Genomic DNA, 16137 nt, shown 5'->3' on the forward strand with positions numbered 1-16137 from the left:
TAAGCTGATTTTCAGCATTTCGCTTCTTCTGGGCTTCCGTCAGTTCTTTGTTGGTTTTATTCAAAATATCCCGTTTATGTTCGTTCTCCAATCGGATTCGGTTGTCTAGAGCCGCTTTTTCTATTTTCTGGTAGGACTCTAATGCTCGATCCAGGCGAAAGAATGTGTCCTGGTCTTGCTCTTTTTCAAGCAGCTGCAAAATTTCGATTTCATTAGCTAAAAGCGGCTGCTTGTTCCTTTGTTTAATTTGAATTTGAGGGATCAGTGCCTGCCTTTGTTCAAATTTAATTTTTTCGCGATGGACGACTTTTAACAAGCGCAGGTCTTTTTCATCTAATTCGTAATCTTGCTTACTGATGAGTATGTGGGCAGCTTGTTTCTGGTTTTTCTTAAGGAAGTCTAGATTCCTTAGAAATTGTTCTAATTCGAGCAAATCTTTTGATGAGAGTACTTTTGCAGGTCTTCCACGTGCTGCCATCGCATTCTCCGTAGGCATAAAGAGGGAACGGTTCTTATGATTTCAGACCATTATATGCTACCACGGGAATAATTAAATAAAATGTGGGAACATTTTATTTAATTATTAAGCTCGTTTCCGTGTTTTTAATTCGATATAATTACTACGCAATTATATCGAATTAAAAACACTACTCCTCGTGCTCCGCAGGCTCTGCGAGGCTGCACGAATTTGAAGGTGGACACATGTTCTACTGCAACCTGGAACACACTGTAAAAAAGGCCGTGAAAACCCGCTCCGGCAAAGTGAAAAATGCAGCCACAGCCAAGAACAGGTTCCACTACATCACGCGGACCTCGCATTTCAGAAACTACAAAGAAATCGCAGCGGAACAGATCGAGTTTGTGAAATCCGGCAACATGCCGAGTTTTGCCGAAGGTAAGCCGGCAGAGTTCTGGCAGGCAGCTGATGTGTATGAGCGCAGCAATGGGCGAACCTGTTCCAGCCTGGTCGTGGCTTTTCCAAAGGAATTAAATCAAGCACAAAGGATTGAACTGGCCGAGCAGTTTATTGCCGAATTTGCTGACCGTTATCGTTACCCATTTACCTGTGCCATCCACAACCATACCGGTGCGATTGGCGGCATCGAGCAGCCGCACCTACATTTCATGTATAGCGAGCGGCATGTGGATGACATCGAGCGGACACCAGAGCAGTTTTTTAAACGCTATAACCCTAAAGAACCTGAGCGAGGTGGTGCCCAGAAGTTGACCGCAGATGTGCTGGGGATGGGTAAAGCCCAGCTGCAGCTGTACCGGCAGAAGACGGAAGAACTGATCAATACCAGCCTGTCCCAGCACGCACCGACCAAAACCGTGGAAATCCGTGGCATCCCGGTTGAAGTTCCAAGCTTTGTCAGCTGCCTTTCCCATCGTGATTACAACAAAAAGCACGGCACGCAGTTAAAAGATGTGCCTGTGATGAACAAGGCGGTGCGTTTTGCACGGAAAAATGAACCAGAATTATTGGCCAAGCAGCAAGAAATGATCGAGGAGATCAAGCGGATTCGTGCTGAAAATAATTATGAGCTGTATCGATCACATTATGAGGCAGAACTGAGTAAACAGAAGCAGTTGGAACAAGAACAGCAGCAAATACAGGAAAGAACTAGAGGCTATGATGGCCCGAGTTTTTGGTAGGTTTATACGTTCAAACCTGAACTTGTACGTTAAAGCGTACAAGTCTACTGTTCTTCATTCTCGTCATCTGTATATTCAAACAGGTCATTCATGTTGCAATCGAAATACTTGCATAACTTATCAGCTACCGATAATTCTATCCGAATAGCCCTGTCGTAATAGAGTGCAGTCAATGTATTTCGATTGATTCCAGTAGCATTGACTACGTCACTGATTTTCAGAATCTTACGCTCGCCCATTAGGGAAGATAACTTGCAGTTAATCATAATATCTTTTAGTAGAAAAAAATAACCTGCTGTAGGTTGTTTTTTGTTGCAATAGTGGAACTGGTTTGGTAAATTATAACCTACAGCAGGTTATAATTTGTCTTTATAGGTAGATTTAACCTCTAATTTGAAATTATACAGGGTGAAGCTACTAAATCAAAGTTTACAGCTTACATCACCCTCATTCATATAGTTGAGGAGAAAGTGAATGTTATATAACCGAGAACTTTGGATCAGTGAACAAACAAGGCTAGTTGGACGTCAATTATTAAGAGAGCTGAATATCCAAAGGGGATACGGGATTGCTGAATTTTTAGCTGTAAACCATTGTTATGACAATCAGGAGGCATTTTTGGTTTGGCTTGATCAGCAGTTGGCGAAGTATCCTGACGGGGTCGAAATTGAGCAAATTAAACAGAATTTTTTTGGACATTTTCCTGAGTCTTACTACAGTCTGTGCTAGCTTATTAATGTGATGATACGTAGGGAGCTTTAGCTCCCTTTTTTCATTTCGGATAAGAGATTTTATGTCAAATAGTAGATGGACATGAATAATTATAATTGTATGAACAATGTGTAACATTAATCATAAAAACAAACTCTTATTCTGTTAATTCCAGGTAATTAACGGAACGATTCGGTGATAGATATTGTTGATAGCTCCACGCGCAGCCGTATTATGGCAGTGATCAAGGGACGTAATACCAAACCGGAATTGCTGATCCGAAGCCTGCTTCATAAAAATGGATTCCGTTTCCCTCTCCACGTAAAAGACCTTCCTGGTAAACCGGATATTGTTTTACCCAGATACGGATCCGTGATTTTTGTACATAGCTGTTTTAACATGGCCATCAAAACTGTCAGTTTTTCAGGTTGCCAGCGACACACACAGAATTCTGGCAGGCCAAAACTCTCAGAAACCAGTCCAATGATTCCAAGGTTGTCAAACTTCTGCTAGCAAGCAACTGGAGAGTCTGCATTGTCTGGGAATGCTCATGGAATTTTACATTCTGTGAAAGCTCTTGTTATAATTTGAGCTCTGGTTATCTCATCTTTCGTTTTTCCGACACTATGTTTATTAAAAGTTTTTATGATACTTCTTTAGGTTTAAAACAATTGATAGCTTATGAATTGTACGTAACACATGGGTTATATCAGAAAGATATTGCAGATTATTTAGGTTGTTCTAATAATACAGTTGCAAACTATGTTAAAAAGAATTCAAATTACAAGCATCTAAGAGACTTTAATTTAGTTATAAAAGCTAAAAATAATTACATTCAAGATGCAATAAATGCAATAAATGCTAAAAAAGAAAGTGATCTTTAGATCTGATATTCAAAAAAATTTTAAGCCTTTTCTTAGATTTTATGTTCTTTAATCTAAGTTCTAAATCTCTTTGAAAGACTATCTTGTTTGTTTATAGTCAGTCGTTATACTTTCTGATTGAAGACTCTAGTTTTTTCAGTCTATATAGCTCTTAGATGAAGTACAATATTCTTTATGAAGTATAAGTTTTATTATGATTTGTACTTTTATCATTAAAAATTAAGGAATATTTATGCCACAAGTTAAATTGAAAGAAGGTGAACCAGTAGACGTAGCTATTCGTCGTTTCAAACGTTCATGCGAAAAAGCGGGTGTTCTAGCTGATGTACGTAAGCGTGAATTTTACGAGAAACCGACTCAAGAACGTAAGCGTAAAAAAGCTGCTGCTGTTAAACGCTACCAAAAAAAATTGGCACGTGAATCAGTACGTACGACTCGTTTATATTAAAAAAAAACTAACCTATATATTGATATAGGTTAGTTTTAAAAAAACGACTGTTTTTTGAACAAAAAAAATCAAAACCTTCCCTAATATATTAGCTTTAGGTATGATGATTTTTAGATTTTTTTTTGCTGTAGAAAATAGATGAAACCTTATACCTATGTATCCTTATTCAGTAGTGCTGGCGTAGGTTGTTTTGGCTTTAAAGAAGAAAAATATGATTGTGTCTTAACCAATGAGTTGGTTGAAAGACGTATGGAAGTACAGAAGTGTAATGCTAAGTGCAGTGATCCACGTGGTTATTTATGTGGAGATATTACTGATCCTGAAATTCAAAAATATGCGTTAAATTATATTAATGAATATAAACAAAATAAAAAATTAAAGGATATTGATGTAGTAGTTGCAACACCGCCATGCCAAGGTATGTCTGTTGCAAATCATAAAAAAGCAAAAGATGAAATTATCAGAAATTCACTAGTTTTAGAAGCAATCCATCTTATTTCATTAATAAAGCCTAAAGTTTTTATCTTTGAAAATGTTTCTGCATTTATGAATACAAAATGTGGCAAGGAAGGTCAGGAACGTAAAATATCCCAAGCTATTCATGAAGAACTTGACGATTTATATAAGTTTGAATCCAAAATTATTAACTTTAAAGATTATGGCGCACATTCAAGCCGTTCAAGATGCTTAGTATTAGGGGTTAGGAAAGATGTTCACCTAAATATAGATGATCTTTGGCCATCTAAAGAAAATTCAAAAACAATGCGTGATCTAATTTACTCCTTACCTCGATTAAAAATAATGGGAGAATCTTATAAAAGTGATATTTATCATAATTTTAAATCATATAAATCACATATGCGTGATTGGATTAAAGACTTAAAGCCTGGTGAAAATGCTTTTGATAATTTAGATCCACTCAAACGTCCGCATCAAATAAAAGATGGTATTTTGATTCCCAATGTAAATAAAAATGGGGATAAATATAGTCGTCAAATTTGGGATAAAACACCACCATGCATTCATACACGGAATGATATTTTGGCAAGTCAAAATACGGTACATCCCGAAGATGATCGTGTCTTTAGCTTACGAGAATTAATGATTTTTATGAATATTCCTGAAAATTTTAAATGGACCAACCATACTCTTTCTGAATTAAATGAACTTAATGAGATAGAGAAAAAGGCTTATTTAAAAAAGCATGAGGTAAATATTCGACAAAGTTTAGGTGAAGCTGTACCAACCATTATTTTTTCAAAAATTGCGAAAAATATTAAAGAAGGTTTAGAACATGCAAAAAAATAGTGATGCTTCACTCAAGAAGCTGATTGAAGAGCATGAACTAAATTGTTTCACTAAAAGCAAAAAATTTATTTTAGATAATCCATTAGCATTATCTATTGATGATTTATCTCGTCTTGCAGAAATGGCAAATGGTTTACAAGAGTCAACAGCTGCCTATTACACTGATCCAAAAACAGTGCAGACACTTTGCCAACAGTTGCCAAAAATCCATAAAAGGACTTTGAGAATCCTAGAGCCATCTGTGGGAGTAGGAAATATTTTACGTCAAGTAATTCATTACTATAAGGGACTATTTGATTCAATAGAATGTGATGTATTTGATATAAATCAACACTCTTTAGAGATTTGTGAAATATTTATACAAAAAGAGTTTTCTGATTTTAAGAATTTAAAAATCAATTATATATATGATGATTTTTTAACACATCAGCTAGAAAAAAAATATGATTTAGTTGTTGGCAATCCTCCTTTTATGAAGATTAAAGGAGTTTATAGAGAAAATTTACGTCAGGAGTTTAAAAACCCTATTGCTGATAATATTTCTGCATTTTTTCTAGATAAATCAATAGGATTATCTAATTATGTTGTTTTAATTATGCCTAAATATTTTTTACATAATTCTGATTTTTCAATGTCTAGAGAAAAAATTAAAAATACAAATATTCAATGTATTACTGATTTTGGAGAAACAGGCTTCAAGGGTGTTTTAATTGAAACGATCTGCTTGTTTCTGGATACAAAGTCCAACAACACTTCAGGAACAAAAGTAATTTCTGTGCCTAAGAAATTAGAATTAATACAAGATCAAAATGAAATTACACAATCATTTTTTCCTAATTGGCTTATTTATATTAACGAAAGTTTCAAGAAGTTAGCATCAGAAATGAATTTTGGAATTTTTAATGTATTCCGTGATCGGCAAATTACATCAAAAATTTTAGAACCTACAGGTGATATATGGGTAATTAAGTCAAAAAATATTCCTCGGAGTGGAGATAAAATTATTCATATTGAAGATGATGTATTTATTGAAAAAAGTGCATTATCAAAATTAGGAGTTAATAAATATCTAAAACGTGATGACGTGTTTCTAAGCCCTAATATGACTTATTATCCTCGGGTTGTCGTTAAGCCTAAAAATTGCGTGGTGAATGGGTCTGTAGCAATATTCGAGCTAAAGCCTGATATATCTATTACTGAAACAGATTTACTATTCTTTGCTTCTCCTGAATTTGAAGCGTTTTATCGAATTGCTCGAAATCATAGTACACGATCATTAAATATTGATAATATTGCTATATTCTATTTTGGTAAGAGAAATCATTGTGTTCAATGATAAAAATTTAGACAGTTTTTTAGATCAGTTTAACTACGATATACGTATTTCAGGAAATGCTCGTTGGATTGATCAAAAATGTACGCCAGATGTAGTATGCATTATAGCGGACTGTATTCTGAACTATGTTGAGCATGATGAAAATTTGGAATTTTCAACCAAAGAGATTTGGGATTCATCATATGCAAAAGAGGTTTCAGATCTCTTTTCAAAGCCTGATGTTCATAGCGTAAATGCTCAGAATGAATATGATAAGTTTTTTCAACAACCTATGGAATTATTAGCTTATTCAGGGGTGTTATCTAAAGAAAAAAAGGGTAATAGAAATATATATTCAGTAAAAAATGTTGAGTTGTTATCTTACATTGCTGTGAGAGAAAGAAATGCTCTTAAATTTTTGACACATTATATAAAACATGTGTTGAGTGACAGTGATTTATATGATTATTTTGAAACCTTTTTGGATAACCCAAATGTAAATAACTTTTCTAAGTTAAAATCGGTATTTGAAAAATTTACGATTAAGTACACATCAATTAATACAGAAGTTGAATGTCGACGGATTTTTACAAAAATTCTAAACCCCTTAGCTTTTGATGTAAAAAGTTATGGAACAGAAAGTGGAAGATTGTCTTCGCAAAAAATAATTTATGATCAACTTATGTATAATCGCTTAAATTTCAGGGATTTATATACAAACAAACCCAAAGATATTACACGAAATGAGCATGAGCCAACACTAAGCGAAAAATTGAAGTTAGAGCGATTTTGGAAATATAATTCTAATAAAGCTAAAAAACTTTTACGTAAATTTAATGATGAGTTTTTCGATTCAATTTCAGAGCATCATGATGATTTAGCCAATAGTGAAGCAACACATATTCATCATATATTTCCAGAAGCGTTATATCCTGTTATTTCAGGTTCTATTGAAAACTTAATTGCTTTATCACCATCTCAGCATTTAAATCGAGCACATCCATTAGGAAAAACTCAAGAGGTTAATAGAGATTATCAGTACTTACTACTGATTTCTAAGACTAGTAAAATCAGAGATAATTTAGCACAAGACTCAATTCCTCAAATATATGATTTTGATAAGCTGAAAGAAGTATTAGCTGTAGGATTAGATGATGAAAATGTATATGAAATTCCTTATCTAGATTTCCCAAGCATATCAAGAACTATTGATAATTATTATGCTTAATAAAAAAGGAGCTTTTAATAAAAAGCTCCTTTTTTTATTGAAGGCTTTGTTGCACAAAGATTTCATAACTATATGATTTTAAAAGTTTTGATTATTTTTTGATCTAAAATTAAATTTATTTAAATCAGATGCTTACATATTTATGCAACAAAGCCTCTCAAAAAGAGAAAAAATCGAGTCTAATCTATCTTGTAGCGTTCCTAAAATTAACATAATACACCTTATACGAAATCAAAAATGGGAGCCTATAGCTCCCATTTTTGATTGTTAAACATTGAATCCTATATGTTTTCCTGTCGGAAGCTCTACATCAATACGGAGCTTTCCACCCATTGCCTCAACATACTTTTTCATGGTCGAAATCTTCAAATCATTGCCACGATTTTCTATTGCTGAAAGCGATGGTTGTTTTATTCCTAAAGTTTCAGCAAGCTCTTTTTGAGAGAGCTCTAATTCTTCACGAATAAGATGAAGCTGATTTTCTAGCAGTAATTCATCTGCCATTTTTTGAATACGGGCTTGGCTCTCTGGAGAGCGGCTAGCTAACAATTCTTGTAGAGTCTTAGCCATTAGATTTATCTCCTAGGGTGGTGAGATGAAGTTGGTATTGTTCATCTGCAATATCCAGCATGTCTTTATAAAAACGCTTTTTACCGCCTTTATCAGCAATACATAGAACAATAGCCTGTCGTAAGGGATCAAATGCGAAGAAAGCTCTTAGTGGTCTACCGCGATGTTGAACGCGCAGTTCTTTCATATTGGTAAATTTAGACTCATACACAGTATCTACTAAAGGACGGCCTAAACTCGGTCCCTGCTGCTGTAGAACAACCAGGGCAGCTAAAACTTTCTCTTGTGTCGATTCATCTTGCTGTTCAAGCCATTCATTAAATAGATCTGTCGTAATGACTGTCCACATACCACAACCAAAATATAGATTATAGTCTATATTTTATAGGGGATCATGCTTGTTTTGCAAATGAGAAATGATAGGCAATAAAAAACCCCAGCATCCTGCCGGGGTTTTTTATTGGAACATTCGGTCTCTGTACTCTTACGTATCTTATATAGCGCCATCCTGGTGCTCATTTTTTAATTCTAAGGAACTTCCTGTTCCTGACGAATTAATCATATGAATATTCTAGTATTCCGAATAGCAGCAAAGGACCGAAATTGACGTAAGTAAATGCTTACAAAGATGATTAAAAACTGTCCCAGGTTTATCCGCAGGAAATGGGGATAATTTTAGATCCTGGGACGTTGAGAACATTGGAAAAACCGCAAAATTGACTACTTTTTAAACAAAATTATTGGCAAGAACTATCAAAACCGCTCATAAAAAAGCCGACTTGTTTCCAAGTCGGCTTTTCGGGTTTGCGCCCCCGATTTTTTATAGCATAACTTTTTGAAATATAAAACTATTTATTTTGCATTTCGTATAAGCGCCATTATGTTAAATCAGGTTTAAAACTTAATATCATGTGAATTAAAGTAGGTCGGATCAAACTCTATCTCTCCTATTTCATCCTCGATAATTTGCATGTAATCGTCATATCTTGGATGTTTAGGGTCTTGTAATGCATCTAAAATATCAAGATATCCAAAAATTCCTCCAATATCTTCAAATGGAGCATGATTTTGACCATCTATACAACATGGATATTTTTTATTTAAATCAGGAGATTGTCTGCTTTCTACAGTAATCAAATGTTCCCAACAATCGCCAAAATCATATGTATATATAATTTTTTTACCTACACGTAGAACTTCTTTCAATTTTTGTCTTTTATTGATCTTTTCATGCTTAATAGTCGTGAATTCATGTAAATGGCTATCATCCCAATCAAAAGCAGATTGAATTGCCTTATGGAGCGTAGATAAAGTAGCTGCCGATGAAATTTGAATAGTTCTCCAGATTTCAGGATCACTGCCTAGAAGACTAATTTTTAATTGAAAAACTTCATCAGAAGATTTGAGCTTTACAGTTCCCATAACAGCCTAGTTCTCAAAAAATAGTTTTAGTAAATCTAAAATTAACATAATACACGTTATATGAACTTACCAAGCATGCCCTTCTGTCATGATTTTTCTATCAAAAGAGTATACCTGAATGATAGCGAGCCAAATCGCATACAATATCTATCATTAGACTTAATGCAATAATTAAATGATAGTATTATCATTAATCTAATAGAATTAAGATTAAATGATAGAAATGAATACACGTATTTATCTACGAGCTTCAACTAAAGATCAAGATGCAGAAAGGGCTTTGCAGATTCTTCAGGATCTAAACCAAAACTTGAATTTGGGTGAAACCATTGTGTACGTGGAAAACTATAGTGGTACGAAGTTAGACCGACCTGAATTGAATAAGCTACTGTCAGAAGCAAATCAAGGTGACACATTGTTAGTTGAAAGTATTGACCGCTTATCACGCCTAACCCAACGAGATTTTCAAGAGCTGAAGCGCAGGATCCAGGAGAAGGGACTTCGTTTAGTCGTAGCAGATCTTCCTACTACCTACCAAATGATTCAAACCAGTGACAGCATTACTCATTCAATCTTGGAACTCATCAACAATATGTTGATTGATCTTCTGGCAACAATGGCCCGCCTAGACAATGAGAAACGTATAGAACGTATTAAGCAGGGCCTGGCACGTTCGGGTTACAAACCAACAGGCAAGAAGGCAAATGAGGCTAAACATAAACGAATAAAAGAATTGCTAGTAGTTGGCAATATGACTAAGGAAGAAATTGCCAAAGCAGTGAATTGTGGAGTTGCAACTGTCTATCGAGTTGCTAAAGTTATCTAAAAGAGGCTTATCTCAACGCGCCCCCAATGGGGCACCGCTGCATTCAGGTTACTTCACATAAGAAATTTTATGTTAAATGATTGTTAGAAATGCCCCTTGATCGAGGCATTTTCTATAAAGAATACTAAAAACTAATTAAAGCCAACCAAGTTTCAAAACAAGGCAGTTCTCAGCAATCATATTTTTAAATTATATAACTCCCAACTGAGCTTTTGCTCCAACGATAAGGCTTTCATTTTGAGTTTCTAAGGCAAATAAACCATACATCAAAGGAGAGGCCGCTGCTCTTTCTAAAGTCTGTTCATATAGTTTATTCCAAACTTTACCCCCTAGTTTTTCATACTCGATGATTAGAGTTTTGAGGCTTTCTTCTCCAAACAAAGTTACATGCCCAGCAAAATCAATCGCTGGGTCATCTATATGGGCTGTTGACCAATCAATAACGCCTGAAACAGCTCCATCCTTTGAAGCTAGTACATGCCCAGCATATAAATCGCCATGTATAAATTGGGTGAAATCTGCCCATAGAACATCATTATCCAACCATTTTCTGTAGCGGGTTTCCAATTGCTCACTTATACCAATTTCAGATTTTACTAACTGCAAATTGTTTGCTATTTCAGGTCTTAAATCTGAAGGTTTCATAATTTTCAAATCATTTTCCCGAACTTCTTTTTCAGGAATACTATGGATTTCAAATAAGGTTTTTGCCAAAGATGTTATGTATTTCGGGCTATCTTTGTCCATATTCCAAATTATTTCATAGGTTTCAGCATCCAAATTTAAAACAGGATTATCTTTAAGTATGGGATAAGCCACTAATTCTGTAGATGAAATTCTCCAATCAGGAACCTCTACAGAAAGATGTTTTTTTACCAATTCTAAAATGCGTTTTTCTTTCTTGATTTGTTCCCTCATGCCATCACGACGAGGAATACGCAGCAACCATTGTTGCCCCTTTGTATCAAGAGCAAAAACGACCTTAAAATCAATGCCCATTTCATTGAAATTCATTTTGTCCGTAAGCAACAAGCCGTGTGCTTCAGCAAGTGATTGAATATCTTGAATTGTCATTTTTAATTTCCTTTAAAGAGTTCAATAATTAATGTTCGGATTAGATTGGCTATCATTAACAATCTCTCTCAAAAGTCTTGATGATTTTGTGGTCTTTGATCTCGTAGATAATGTCAGCAATATTATCGACCAATTGCTTGTCATGAGATACGAAGATAATAGTTCCTGCATAGGACTTCATCATTGTTTCTAATGCGGCAATACTTTTTAGGTCAAGATAGTTTCCTGGTTCATCCATAAGCAAAATATTATATTTTCCTAAAAGCATTTTGGATAAAAGCAGTTTGATGATTTCACCTCCCGATAAGTCGGATAAGTTTTTTTGAATATCATTCGCTCCGATCCCCATTGAAGCCAATACTGCACGAATTTCCGCAACTGTGTACTCGCACTCTTCCTGCATAAAGGAGAGCACAGATTTATGCGTGTTAAATTTATATCCTGTTTGTGTAAAGTAGCCAATTTCAGCTTTTGGAGATATGGTTAATCCATCAGCACGTTCTGATATCATTTTTAACAAGGACGTTTTCCCTGTTCCATTCGATCCAGTTATAGCGACTTTAGCGCCAAGCGGTATTATAAAGTTAGCGTCATCAAAGATAGTACGGCTACCAAATTTTAAGCTCAGACCATCTGCCGTAATCGGGAACTTATTGTGCAGTTCTAGGGCTGAACTTTGACGAAAACGAATAGAACGCAAATGCTCTGGTGCTTGAATATCTTCTAATGCAGCCAAACGCTTTTCCATACTCTTAGCTGCCTGATACAGTTTTCTTTGCTTGGTGCCAGTCATTTTTGCATGCCCAAGTCGTCCAGCACTTTCGGTAGAGTTTTTGGATTTTTCTCCTTTTTTCTTATTGTCTAATCGATTAGCTTGCTGGCGTTTTTCTTGCACAGCAGATTCTAATCGCTCCCGTTCCTTCATCATCAGCTCATATTCTACGGCTTGGTGTTGTCGCTCTTCTTCTTTTTGACGCAAGTAATCCGAGTAACCACCCCAATATTCCGTAATTTTACCGTCTTTTAACTCCCATATCTTGTCTACAACCATATCAAGAAAATATCGGTCATGACTGATAACAAGTAATGCTCCATCAAATGCTTTAAGTTGACCAATAAGTAGATCTATTCCATTGAGATCAAGGTGGCTGGTTGGTTCATCCGCTAGAATGCCATGTACTTGTTGGGAAAATGCGGCAGCAATTTTTGCACGAGTTTCCTCTCCGCCACTCATTGTGTCGTTTTGTACATTGGAAACACCAAGGCGAGATAACATTGCCCGGTCTTCGACCGTTTCTATTTCGATTCCGCCCAGTTGGCTGATATGTGCAAAATCACCAAAACGCTGTAATGTCGCTTCGGCTAAAACAATTTCGCCATTAAGTACTTTGAGTAAACTACTCTTTCCTGCTCCGTTATCACCCACAAGACCAATACGGTCATAAGAGTGAATTTCCAATTCATCAATATCCAAAACATCACGCCCAGCATAATCCAAGCGTATGTTTCTCGCTTTAATAATTAAACTCATTTTTATTTACTCCTGTTTAGCTCTTGAAATTTTTTATGCAGCAAACAGGATTTAGGTGAAAACAAAAGCTAGCATCACAGTGTCCTCCCAAAAAAAAAGCTATTCATCCACAGGGTGGACAAATAGCTAGTCAATTAAGTTATAACTGGAAACTATGCACTAAAAGCATACTTATAAATTAAGCATACTTTTACTTTATATATCCGCATATATTCTTAAAGACACAACAAAAGCCCACCATTATAAAATAGTGTCACTATGCAAATAGTTGTGTCTTAACGAATGCGGATAGAATGCATAAACTTACCTAAAAAATAAAATTCAGTTTTATGATAACTTTACTGTTAAAAGAAGTCTAGACAACCTTGTTTTATGCTTGGATATAAGGCTTATTTTAAAATAATAGTAGTGAAGATTTTCTAAAATTAACATAATACACCTTATACGAAACGTGTTATAATTTACCTTGAAATTCATATACTTATTTCAAAGTTTATAGCCCGAATATCCCTATTCGGGCTTTTTTTATGATTTTTCACGTTATACGATTAACATTTGATCAATGTTCCACGGTTTTAATTAGCCCAGGTGAACAATCCCATCAGCCATACGGCTTAAAGAAGCGGCTCCAGAAGCCTCTTTTCTCTGGTTCAGGTTCCACATGTTCAGGGATAGGAATCCGTTTAGGCTCGGCAGTACTCAATCCGTCCTCATTCAGTTTCTCTGACCGAGGATTCGTTGCTATATCCTGGTTAGATGTCTGATCGGTAAACGTAGTCATATTGGCTTGTGGGGGCTTCATCTCAATGAGTGTAAGCAGCGTATCTATACGAGCATTCGCTTTAGCTTCCCGATCTTCTGCTTTTTCTAACTGTTTCTTTAAAAAATCGATCTGATTCTTGAGTTCTACGACTGTATTATCAGTGTATTCATGTGTATTTGTGTCTTGTATTGAAGACGTATTAATACGTTCTTTATGTTTTGTATTAGAGGGTTCTCCATACACACGGAGTAGTTCTGAAAAGTCGATAAAACTGTCATGATCACGACTTAAAACCCCGTTTTTTATATCTTTATATAAGGTTGCCCGTGATTTTTTATACAGTGTTGCAGCATCACTGACACTGTATTTTGTACTTGTTTTCATGGTGTATTGCTGTGTATTAGGGATACGTATTGAAGAATACAATAAGTGTATTCTTCAATACACTCAAGGTTTGAAGCCTAAGTTCTTTAAGTAAGGTAAAAATTGCTTCTGTTGTTTTGGATCTCTCAGCATGTCTTTAATTTTTGATGCTAAAGCTTCATAGCTTTCGCCTTCGAATGCCAAGTGGGAAAGCTCATGAAGACGAGATAGCTGATTACCAAACATATTGATTTGGGCATCTGTCAGCTTATAAAAATCTTTTGCTATATCTGTATCCTGGTGGCTAATGCTTTTGGTCTTTTCTTTAAAAGAAAACAGAATATGGGTAACTTTACGTCCAGTCTTCTTCTGCTCGTATGTTACTTTTAAAGGGCTGTACTCATTTATTTGGTCTACTGCGGTATCAATAACCCATCTTTTTAAATCAGCGAATAGAGGGTATCTTTTGCCGAGTTCCAGCATCTTCCGTAAACTCTCAACAGAGATTTCACGTTTTCCTATGGATCGATATTGGCTTAATAACTCATAGATGCGTATCGCATATGCACTACTCATACCAGCTATATCTGATAAAGAATACTTCGTAAATTCACGGCTTAAATTAGAAATGAACGGTAAAATCTCTTTAGAGAATCTAAGTCCGACAACGCTTTTACTTTCCAAAAATCGTATAGATTGAACCCATCTCATTTTTATAGATTCATCATCAATAGCTAGGTTTATCGACCTATCATATAAACGATTAACACCATCTTTTAGATCTCTATAAGCTGTTTTTTCATGGACACCTAAATTTTTTAAATCATCAACTGTAACTCGATAAATTTCATCATCTGTAATTTCTTCATATCTACTAATTTTACTGATAGCTGCTAAAACTATACGTTGCTCTGTTGAGCTTAGCTGGTATGACGCTTCAATGACTTGGTTTGATTTAACGATTAACTCTTTTTTAGATAAGTCCATTATTTATACTTTTTAACAAATTATGAGAACTATAATATTCTCATAGTTAGTAGTCAATCCCTCATAATTAAGTAGTCAATCCCTCATAGTTAGTAGTCAATCCCTCATAGTTAGTAGTCAATCCCTCATAGTTAATATCTAAAACCCTTGCTATATAAGGGTTACAGAGGACTTAAAAGATTTAAAAGATTTAAAAATAATTAAAAAAGAACATTTGAAAAATTGCCCTATGTTTTCGCTAGGCTCAAACTCTATTGAATCTCGCTTACGCTCGATTCGTTGGGGCAATTTTCTGGTTAATCTCGTTGTGACTTTAACGAAAAGCAAAAGCAACTATGAATTCGCTTCGCTCATTTGTTCTTTTTTTCTCGCTACGCTCGGTCTAGATTCAGTTTTCTGCATGTGATCTATGTTCTTTTATGCTTCACAGCATAAAAAGCAGTTTTTCAGAGAGTCGAGATGCGAATTTTAGTAGTTCGCTCGTAGACACTCGCTCTTTTGATACCTATTAGGTATTAAAAGCATAAAAGGCGATGGATTATTTTTATGGGTTCTAGAAAGCGATCATTTGCGTTTTAAGCGATGATCGACTTTGTGATTTGGATTTCTATGTTTTAAGTCTAAGTTGCGCTGAAATGAGCGTTTATTGCGATTTACGCACCTTTTTTAGAAGTACTTTATGAAACTCTTCCTGATTGATGTTGTACGTTGGCAGCGCATCTAAGGCTAGAAAAAATAAGCGACTGGCTTCTTCGTTGTCTTGTGTCATGGCGATGGCTTCTTTGAAAAGCGCACTATTGCGTATTCTTTTTACAGTACCAACACTGTTCTTAATTCTATATTCAACTGCTTTTAAATTATTTGGATCAGTCTTGATTTGGAGATCTTTCCAAATAGATAAGACAATACCGCCCAATGCATATTTAAGCTGATTTTCAGCATTTCGCTTCTTCTGGGCTTCCGTCAGTTCTTTGTTGGTTTTATTCAAAATATCCCGTTTATGTTCGTTCTCCAATCGGATTCGGTTGTCTAGAGCCGCTTTTTCTATTTT

General features: G+C 35.3%; 17 protein-coding genes and 3 pseudogenes. 9 read left to right on the top strand and 11 right to left on the bottom strand.

Annotated elements, in window-relative coordinates; genetic code table 11:
* Window positions 1-478 (bottom strand): annotated as a pseudogene (locus FTT83_RS13715) (hypothetical protein); the annotation flags it as partial.
* A 224-nt stretch (window positions 479-702) separates the two neighbouring features.
* On the opposite strand from FTT83_RS13715, the gene FTT83_RS13720 reads away from it, so the two are divergent.
* A complete protein-coding gene (locus FTT83_RS13720) occupies window positions 703-1656 on the top strand; it encodes a MobA/MobL family protein (RefSeq protein WP_180176772.1) in 954 nt (317 codons plus the stop codon).
* Window positions 1657-1700: 44 nt separating this feature from the next.
* On the opposite strand, the gene FTT83_RS13725 is transcribed toward FTT83_RS13720, so the two are convergent.
* Complete coding sequence (locus FTT83_RS13725) at window positions 1701-1922, bottom strand: helix-turn-helix transcriptional regulator (RefSeq protein ID WP_034590295.1); 222 nt, start codon at window positions 1920-1922, stop codon at window positions 1701-1703.
* 208 nt (window positions 1923-2130) lie between these two features.
* Here FTT83_RS13725 and FTT83_RS13730 point away from each other — a divergent pair, with 208 nt between their 5' ends.
* Window positions 2131-2385, top strand: a complete 255-nt coding sequence (locus FTT83_RS13730; RefSeq protein WP_004787794.1) for a hypothetical protein — start codon at window positions 2131-2133, stop codon at window positions 2383-2385.
* A gap of 147 nt (window positions 2386-2532) precedes the next feature.
* Here the strand turns inward: FTT83_RS13730 and FTT83_RS16160 are convergent, their stop codons facing one another.
* On the bottom strand, window positions 2533-2661 hold the full coding sequence (locus FTT83_RS16160; RefSeq protein WP_257234911.1) for a hypothetical protein: 129 nt from the start codon (window positions 2659-2661) through the stop codon (window positions 2533-2535).
* On the opposite strand from FTT83_RS16160, the pseudogene FTT83_RS13735 reads away from it, so the two are divergent.
* The 6 genes and pseudogenes from FTT83_RS13735 to FTT83_RS13760 form a co-directional block, all read left to right on the top strand.
* Window positions 2602-2918 (top strand): annotated as a pseudogene (locus tag FTT83_RS13735) (very short patch repair endonuclease); the annotation flags it as partial. The gene FTT83_RS16160 and the pseudogene FTT83_RS13735 sit on opposite strands and share 60 nt — an antisense overlap.
* A 75-nt stretch (window positions 2919-2993) precedes the next feature.
* Entirely contained in the window at window positions 2994-3251 is a 258-nt protein-coding gene (locus FTT83_RS13740; RefSeq protein WP_180176764.1) for a hypothetical protein, read from the top strand.
* A gap of 232 nt (window positions 3252-3483) precedes the next feature.
* Window positions 3484-3699, top strand: coding sequence for a 30S ribosomal protein S21 (rpsU, locus tag FTT83_RS13745; RefSeq protein ID WP_001136722.1), 216 nt, complete (start codon window positions 3484-3486; stop codon window positions 3697-3699).
* Between the two features lie 138 nt (window positions 3700-3837).
* Window positions 3838-5007 (top strand): DNA cytosine methyltransferase, encoded by a 1170-nt coding sequence (locus FTT83_RS13750; protein WP_180176765.1) that lies wholly within the window; start codon window positions 3838-3840, stop codon window positions 5005-5007.
* A complete protein-coding gene (locus FTT83_RS13755) occupies window positions 4994-6343 on the top strand; it encodes an Eco57I restriction-modification methylase domain-containing protein (RefSeq protein ID WP_180176766.1) in 1350 nt (449 codons plus the stop codon). The genes FTT83_RS13750 and FTT83_RS13755 overlap by 14 nt, the downstream gene beginning before the upstream one ends.
* Window positions 6333-7550, top strand: a complete 1218-nt coding sequence (locus FTT83_RS13760; protein ID WP_180176767.1) for a restriction endonuclease — start codon at window positions 6333-6335, stop codon at window positions 7548-7550. Before FTT83_RS13755 ends, FTT83_RS13760 begins: the two co-directional genes overlap by 11 nt.
* A gap of 267 nt (window positions 7551-7817) precedes the next feature.
* Here FTT83_RS13760 and FTT83_RS13765 read toward each other — a convergent pair whose 3' ends face one another.
* From FTT83_RS13765 to FTT83_RS13775, 3 genes are all read right to left on the bottom strand, one after another.
* Window positions 7818-8120 carry a helix-turn-helix domain-containing protein gene (locus FTT83_RS13765; RefSeq protein WP_180081974.1) on the bottom strand — a complete coding sequence of 101 codons (303 nt, stop codon included), beginning with the start codon at window positions 8118-8120 and terminating at the stop codon, window positions 7818-7820.
* A complete protein-coding gene (locus tag FTT83_RS13770) occupies window positions 8113-8469 on the bottom strand; it encodes a type II toxin-antitoxin system RelE/ParE family toxin (RefSeq protein ID WP_180081976.1) in 357 nt (118 codons plus the stop codon). The genes FTT83_RS13765 and FTT83_RS13770 overlap by 8 nt, the downstream gene beginning before the upstream one ends.
* Window positions 8470-9014: 545 nt before the next feature.
* On the bottom strand, window positions 9015-9542 hold the full coding sequence (locus tag FTT83_RS13775) for a plasmid pRiA4b ORF-3 family protein (protein ID WP_180176768.1): 528 nt from the start codon (window positions 9540-9542) through the stop codon (window positions 9015-9017).
* Between the two features lie 214 nt (window positions 9543-9756).
* Here FTT83_RS13775 and FTT83_RS13780 point away from each other — a divergent pair, with 214 nt between their 5' ends.
* On the top strand, window positions 9757-10368 hold the full coding sequence (locus FTT83_RS13780) for a recombinase family protein (RefSeq protein WP_015060246.1): 612 nt from the start codon (window positions 9757-9759) through the stop codon (window positions 10366-10368).
* A 189-nt stretch (window positions 10369-10557) separates the two neighbouring features.
* On the opposite strand, the gene FTT83_RS13785 is transcribed toward FTT83_RS13780, so the two are convergent.
* The 5 genes and pseudogenes from FTT83_RS13785 to FTT83_RS13805 all read right to left on the bottom strand — a co-directional run.
* Window positions 10558-11442: an Mph(E) family macrolide 2'-phosphotransferase gene (locus FTT83_RS13785; RefSeq protein WP_000155092.1), complete on the bottom strand. Its 885-nt coding sequence runs from the start codon at window positions 11440-11442 to the stop codon at window positions 10558-10560.
* A 55-nt stretch (window positions 11443-11497) separates the two neighbouring features.
* Window positions 11498-12973, bottom strand: coding sequence for an ABC-F type ribosomal protection protein Msr(E) (gene msr(E), locus FTT83_RS13790; RefSeq protein ID WP_000052512.1), 1476 nt, complete (start codon window positions 12971-12973; stop codon window positions 11498-11500).
* A 601-nt stretch (window positions 12974-13574) separates the two neighbouring features.
* Window positions 13575-14120, bottom strand: a complete 546-nt coding sequence (locus tag FTT83_RS13795) for a plasmid replication DNA-binding protein (protein WP_180176769.1) — start codon at window positions 14118-14120, stop codon at window positions 13575-13577.
* Between the two features lie 63 nt (window positions 14121-14183).
* Window positions 14184-15086, bottom strand: a complete 903-nt coding sequence (gene repM, locus FTT83_RS13800) for a replication initiation protein RepM (protein ID WP_180176770.1) — start codon at window positions 15084-15086, stop codon at window positions 14184-14186.
* Window positions 15087-15729: 643 nt separating this feature from the next.
* A pseudogene (locus FTT83_RS13805) lies at window positions 15730-16137 on the bottom strand (hypothetical protein); the annotation flags it as partial.

It is taken from the genome of Acinetobacter sp. YH01018, from assembly GCF_013420295.1.
In the GTDB taxonomy this organism is placed as follows: Bacteria; Pseudomonadota; Gammaproteobacteria; order Pseudomonadales; family Moraxellaceae; genus Acinetobacter.